General features: G+C 68.3%; 7 protein-coding genes and 1 pseudogene. 4 read left to right on the forward strand and 4 right to left on the reverse strand.

Annotated features, from left to right (window positions below; genetic code table 11):
• Window positions 1-78: 78 nt before the first annotated feature.
• Window positions 79-1,335: a lipase family alpha/beta hydrolase gene (locus ACFWF3_RS22125; RefSeq protein ID WP_379315107.1), complete on the forward strand. Its 1,257-nt coding sequence runs from the start codon at window positions 79-81 to the stop codon at window positions 1,333-1,335.
• Complete coding sequence (locus ACFWF3_RS22130) at window positions 1,332-2,132, forward strand: HugZ family protein (protein WP_379315108.1); 801 nt, start codon at window positions 1,332-1,334, stop codon at window positions 2,130-2,132. The genes ACFWF3_RS22125 and ACFWF3_RS22130 overlap by 4 nt, the downstream gene beginning before the upstream one ends.
• On the opposite strand, the gene ACFWF3_RS22135 is transcribed toward ACFWF3_RS22130, so the two are convergent.
• The 3 genes from ACFWF3_RS22135 to ACFWF3_RS22145 form a co-directional block, all read right to left on the reverse strand.
• Window positions 2,133-2,519, reverse strand: a complete 387-nt coding sequence (locus tag ACFWF3_RS22135; RefSeq protein ID WP_379315109.1) for a VOC family protein — start codon at window positions 2,517-2,519, stop codon at window positions 2,133-2,135.
• 80 nt (window positions 2,520-2,599) lie between these two features.
• On the reverse strand, window positions 2,600-2,950 hold the full coding sequence (locus ACFWF3_RS22140; protein WP_379315110.1) for a hypothetical protein: 351 nt from the start codon (window positions 2,948-2,950) through the stop codon (window positions 2,600-2,602).
• Between the two features lie 98 nt (window positions 2,951-3,048).
• Window positions 3,049-3,633 (reverse strand): HdeD family acid-resistance protein, encoded by a 585-nt coding sequence (locus tag ACFWF3_RS22145; RefSeq protein ID WP_379315111.1) that lies wholly within the window; start codon window positions 3,631-3,633, stop codon window positions 3,049-3,051.
• A gap of 161 nt (window positions 3,634-3,794) precedes the next feature.
• Between ACFWF3_RS22145 and ACFWF3_RS22150 the strand changes: the two genes are divergently transcribed.
• Window positions 3,795-4,769, forward strand: a complete 975-nt coding sequence (locus ACFWF3_RS22150) for a glycosyltransferase family 9 protein (protein WP_378988464.1) — start codon at window positions 3,795-3,797, stop codon at window positions 4,767-4,769.
• Here ACFWF3_RS22150 and ACFWF3_RS22155 read toward each other — a convergent pair.
• Window positions 4,751-5,089: an ArsR/SmtB family transcription factor gene (locus tag ACFWF3_RS22155; protein ID WP_378987898.1), complete on the reverse strand. Its 339-nt coding sequence runs from the start codon at window positions 5,087-5,089 to the stop codon at window positions 4,751-4,753. The two genes, ACFWF3_RS22150 and ACFWF3_RS22155, sit on opposite strands and share 19 nt — an antisense overlap.
• Window positions 5,090-5,273: 184 nt before the next feature.
• On the opposite strand from ACFWF3_RS22155, the pseudogene ACFWF3_RS22160 reads away from it, so the two are divergent.
• A pseudogene (locus tag ACFWF3_RS22160) lies at window positions 5,274-5,584 on the forward strand (M23 family peptidase); the annotation flags it as partial.

Consider the following 5,584-nt stretch of genomic DNA (forward strand, 5'->3'; position numbering starts at 1 on the left):
GATGCAGGACCGGTCCATGATGTCGACGCAGGACGCGCCGATGACGTACGCCATGGTGTGTTCAGTACTCTCAACTCTGTGACGGAGCAGCTCCCCCAAGCCCAGGCCGAAGTACAGGCGCTCACACGGCTCGCCGGTGACGAGTTCGCCGGGGCGGTCGATGGGATCGCGGCCATCCACCGAGCCCTCTCCGACCGGGTATTCGCGGCGGTGCGGCTGGGCGTCGGTCCCGCGGCGGCGCCGGTGAAAATCGTCCACGACGCCATCACCGATGGCGTGTACGCCGCCGTCAGCGGCACCGGCTTCGTCGTCGGCGAGGTCGCGAGCGCGGTCCAGCTGCCCGGTGTCACCGCTCCCTCGCGCACCGTGTGGGGTGCGGGCATTCTCGCCGCGATCCAGGGGCTGATCGGTGACACGCTCGAGGACGAGACCCCGATCCTCTCCTCCCCCATGACCTTTCGCGTCGACGGCGTCCCCGTCCCACCCGAGGAGTTCGCCGCCCACGTCCCGGTGCCGACGACCCGGCTGGTCGTGCTCCTGCACGGACTCGTGGAGACCGAACACTCCTGGCGGCTCGGCAATCGCCCCACCTACGGCGAGCGCCTCGAAGACGATCTCGGCTACACCCCCCTCTTCGTTCGCTTCAATACCGGTCTGCACATCTCCGAGAACGCCGCCCAGCTCAGCGCCCTGCTGACCCGCCTGGTCGACAGCTGGCCGATGCCGGTGCACGAGATCTGCCTGATCGGGCACTCGATGGGCGGACTGGTCATGCGCAGCGCCTGCCATCAGGCCGAGGAGTCGGGCCAGCAGTGGGTGCGATCGGTGCGGCAGGTGGTGTGTCTGGGTTCACCACACCTCGGTGCGCCGCTCGAACAGCTCGTGCACTACGCGTCGGCCGCGCTCGATCTGCTGCCCGAGACCCGGCCGCTGAGCACACTGCTGCGCAGGCGCAGCGCGGGCATCCGCGACCTACGGCAGGGCTCGCTGGTCGACGAGGACTGGCGCGACCTCGACGTGGACACCCTGCGCGCGCGAGCGGTGAAGGAAGTACCGCTGCTGCCCGGCGTCGATCACTACTTCGTCACCACCACCATCACCCACAGCCCGAAACATCCGCTCGGCGTGATCATCGGCGACGGCATGGTTCTCACCGGCAGCGGGTCGGGGCGCGGCCGGACCCGGCGCCTCGATTTCGACGCGGTCAACAGCCTGCACATCCCCGCGGCGAACCATTTCAGCCTGCTCAATCACGACGCTGTCTATGAAGCGCTGCACGGCTGGTTGACGAGCGCACCCCGCCGCGCGCGTCAGGTGGATACGCTGTGGCCATGACTCTCGACCACGGCGACCCGGGCGACGCACCTGCCATTCCGCTGCCGACCGCCCCCTTGGCCAACGAGGCCCGCCCCTCGCCGGCCGAAGAAGCCAGAACGATCGCGGCGGGCACCAATACGGGCACGCTGGCCAGCCTCACCGCCGACGGCGCGCCGTGGGCGTCGTTCATCACCTACGGATTGCTCGACGGCGCACCGGTACTGAGCGTGTCGCGCCTGGCCGAACACGGCCGCAACCTGGCCGCCGACCCGCGCGCCAGCATCGCGATCGTCACCCCCGACATCCCGGCCGACCCGCTGGCGGGCACCCGGATCACCCTCGCCGGTTTCGTGGAACGCCCGACCGGCGCCGAGGCGGAAGCGGCCCGCGCGGCCCACCTGGCGGCGATCCCGGCGGCCAAGTACTACATCGACTACAGCGATTTCACGCTGTGGGTGCTGCGCGTCGAGCGGGTGCGCTGGGTCGGCGGCTACGGCCGGATGGATTCGGCCTCGGCCGCGGAATACCTTGCCGCACAGCCGGACCCGATCGTCGCACACGCCGCGCCCGGTGTCGCGCACCTCAACGCCGACCATGCCGAAGCGCTGCTGGCGATGGCGCAGCAGCTGGGCGGATTCCCCGACGCCATCGCCGCCACCTGCGAGAAGGCCGACCGCTACGGCCTCGACCTGCGGGTGGAATCACCACGCGGCGTGGCGCTCACCCGAGTCGGCTACGCCAGCCCCCTGTCCGAGATCAGCGAATTGCGCGCGGCGACAGTGGAACTCGCGCGCCGGGCCCGCGCGACGCCCTGATCACGCCTCGTACAGCTCGAGCGGCAGGTCGTCCGGATCGAAGAAAAAGGCCATCTGCTTGCCGGTGTGCTCATCGGTGCGCAGTTCCTCGGTCCGGACGCCCCGTGCCCGCAGCTCATCGAGGGCGGCGGGCACGCTCGCGACCGCCAGAGCCAGATGCCGCAACCCCGCCGCTTCCGGTCTGCTCGGGCGTGCGGGCGGGTCGGGAAACGAGAACAATTCGATGCGGACCCCGCCGGGCAACTCGATGTCGAGCTTCCACGAATCGCGATCGGCCCGGTAGTTCTCGTCGAGGACGGTCCCCCCGAGAGTCTCGATATAGAAACTCTTGGAGCGGGCGTAGTCCGTCGCGATGATCGCGATGTGGTGGATGCCGAGAAATTGCACGCCGCAACGCTAGCGGATGCGCGCCGGCGGATCCCGCACGGACGCGACCGGCGCGACCTTCCTCGGTATCGGGCGCGCACTCAGGTCCAGAGCACCGCGACCAGCACGTTCACGATCGCGAGCCCACCGGCGGCGTCGGTCATCCAGTCGATCTGCTTGCCGCGCTTCGCGTCACCGCGGCCCATTTCGGCGAACGCCGCCACCGCGACCGCGACAACCAGCTTCACAGCCAGCTTCGTCGTATCCGGATCCTTGTCGAGCGAGTCGACCGCCGAAGCCAGCCCCGCCAGGATCACCCCGGTGATCAACTGGGCGCGCGCGCCCCACACCATCAGCTCGGACACCACCGGACGCGAGGCGACGTACCCACCGACCACCGCGGCCATGCCGAGCAGGTGGGTCACAACCACCAGGTCATAAACGAATTCCATGGGTGCGAAGCGTAGTTCAGACGGCAGCGTGGTTCAGACGAAAGCGGCCGGTGCCCGAAGGCACCGGCCGGTTCAGACGAACTATTCCGTGGCCAGGATCAGCCCATCTGCTCGTCCAGCAGATGCGCGTCCTTGCGGATGCCGAAGGCGGTGATGACTTCCATGACACCGATGACGATCAAGAAGATGCCGACGACCCAGACCAGCGTGGTGAGGGAGCTGATCGGCCACACGATCAGGACGACACCGGCCAGCGCGCTGATGATGCCGTAGAAGATCTGCCAGCCCCGGCCGGGCACGCCCGACTCCGAGATGGCGGCGAACAGGACGGCGACGCCACGGAACAGCCAGCTGATGCCGATGAACAAGCCGAGCAACACAATCGAGGTGAGGTCGTCGCGGAAGCAGAACACACCGATGATCAGCGACAGCACACCACTGATGAACGACAGCACCCGAAAGCTGGTGCTCGGCAGGTGGGTGAAGGCGGCGATCAGCTGGAAGATACCGCTGACAACCATGTAGATACCGAACAGAATGCCCGCCACGAGCAGCGACGGACCGGGCCACACCAGCACGATGATGCCGAGGACCACCGCGAGGAGGCCGGTGACCAGAACTGTTTGCCAGGTTTTCTTGGCAAGAGCCGTGAACGGGCTCCCAATCACGGTATTTGTCGTCATGACGAGATGTTATGCCCGCTCGCTCTGGTTTTCCGGAAATTAGCTGGAGCTGTCACCGTGTCGCGATCACGCGCAGCGCCGTGAGCGGGCCCACAGGCGAGCCGTCACATCGTTGCCCTCGCGAAAGTTTGGTCGCCGACAGTCTCGGGTAGATGAAGAATGTGTCGGTTGTACTCGTGCTGCAAGCTCGGGGCCTCGGTGAGCTTCTCTCCGCGGTCCCGGCTCTGCGTGCCCTGCGCCGGGCCGAACCACAGAGCCGGATCGTCCTGGCGGCGCCGCATCGGTTGGAACAGATCGTCGACCTGATCTCCTCGGTCGATGAACTCGTCGCCACCGCCGACCCGGCCGCCCTGATCTGGGATGGACCCGCGCCCGAATTAGCGGTGAACCTGCACGGCCCCGACGGCGCCAGCGCCCGAGCACTGGCCGATACCGGCGCCGCGCGGATCATCGGTCATCGCACGCCCGCGCTGCCCAAGCTCGCCGGTCCGCGCTGGGATCCCGACGCGCATGTCGTCGACCGGTGGTGCCGCCTGCTCGAGGGCGAGGGCATCGACGCGGATCGGCGAAACCTCGGATTGGTGCCGCCGGTGGCCTCGATCAGCCGGCGCGATTGCATCGTCGTCCATATCGGCGCGGGCGCGCCCGCCCGGCGGTGGCCGCCGGAGCGGTTCGCCGCGGTGGTGCGCCACCTGCTGGTACTGGGCCGCGACGTGGTGCTCACCGGCGACCCGTTCGAGCACGACATCGCTCGACAGGTGGCCGCGCAGGCCGGCTTGCCCGACGACCGGGTCCTCGCCGGTCGGCAGAACCTCACCGACCTCGCGGCGACGGTGGCCGAGGCCGCCCTCGTGATCAGCGGCGATACCGGTGTCGCACACCTGGCGACAGCGTTCGGCACCCGCACGGTCCTGCTGTTCGGTCCCACGCCACCGCGCCGCGGCGGCCCGCCCGCACATCTACTGGGCAGGCACGCGGTGCTCTGGGCCGGACAGGTCGGCGATCCGGACGGCCTGAGCACCGACCCCGGTCTGCTGCGAATCGGCGTGCCCGAGGTGATCGCGGCGGTCGATATGCAGCTGGACAAGCAGGCGTGGGCCGAATCCGGCAGGTCACGTTACCGCCGGGTGGGCTGAGCCGGGTCGGCGTCGGCCGCCTCCCGCAGAGCGGCGGCGTGGGCGGCCAGCGCGCTGGGCCAGTACTTGTCGAGGTAGTCGCGTGCGTCGTTGAGGCCGCGGGGGTCGAGGGAGTAGAGGTGCCTGTTCCCGTCGCGGCGCATGCGGACCAGGTGGGCCTCGCGCAGGACACGCAGGTGCTGCGACGCGGCTGAACTGGTGATCCCGGTGGCGGCGGCGAGGTCGGCCACCGAGCGGGGACCCTGCGGCAGCAATTCGAAGATCGCGCGCCGGGTGGGGTCGGACAACGCCGTGATGGCACGGACTCCGTTAGCGTCCACTGAATCAGTGTCCCTGGGATGCGGAATTTCGGCAACGATCTTGACCAGGGCAATTTCACCCGGTGAGTAACAGGATGTTGGCCATTCGTTAGAGTATCGTTATAGATCAACTGGGGTTATAGCGCTTCGTGATCGCAGCCACAGGATTGGCCGCGAAGGTTACGGTTTAGCTACGTTCATAACCATGTTCGTGACCAACCCGTTATCTGCTCGAGTCTCCGACGCCTTCGCAGGTCGTTGGGGAGGCGTGGTCGCGGGTGCGGTGGCTCTGTCCGCACTCGTGGGTACCTCCGTCGCCACTTTCAGTGAGCCCGAGAGCCCTGTTCCCACTACCACGATCGCCGCGGACGCCACCGAGGCCATCAACGCCGGCCAGTCTCCGTACCGCTTCACCGCGTACACCCCCGCCGAGGCCCAGGGCCCGCAGGGCGCGACCCCCGCGTCCGCCCCGATCCCGTGGGAGGAGCACCGCGAAGCCGTTGGCCTGGAACTGCC

The organism is Nocardia sp. NPDC060220 (assembly GCF_042727815.1).
Taxonomy (GTDB): Bacteria; Actinomycetota; Actinomycetes; order Mycobacteriales; family Mycobacteriaceae; genus Nocardia.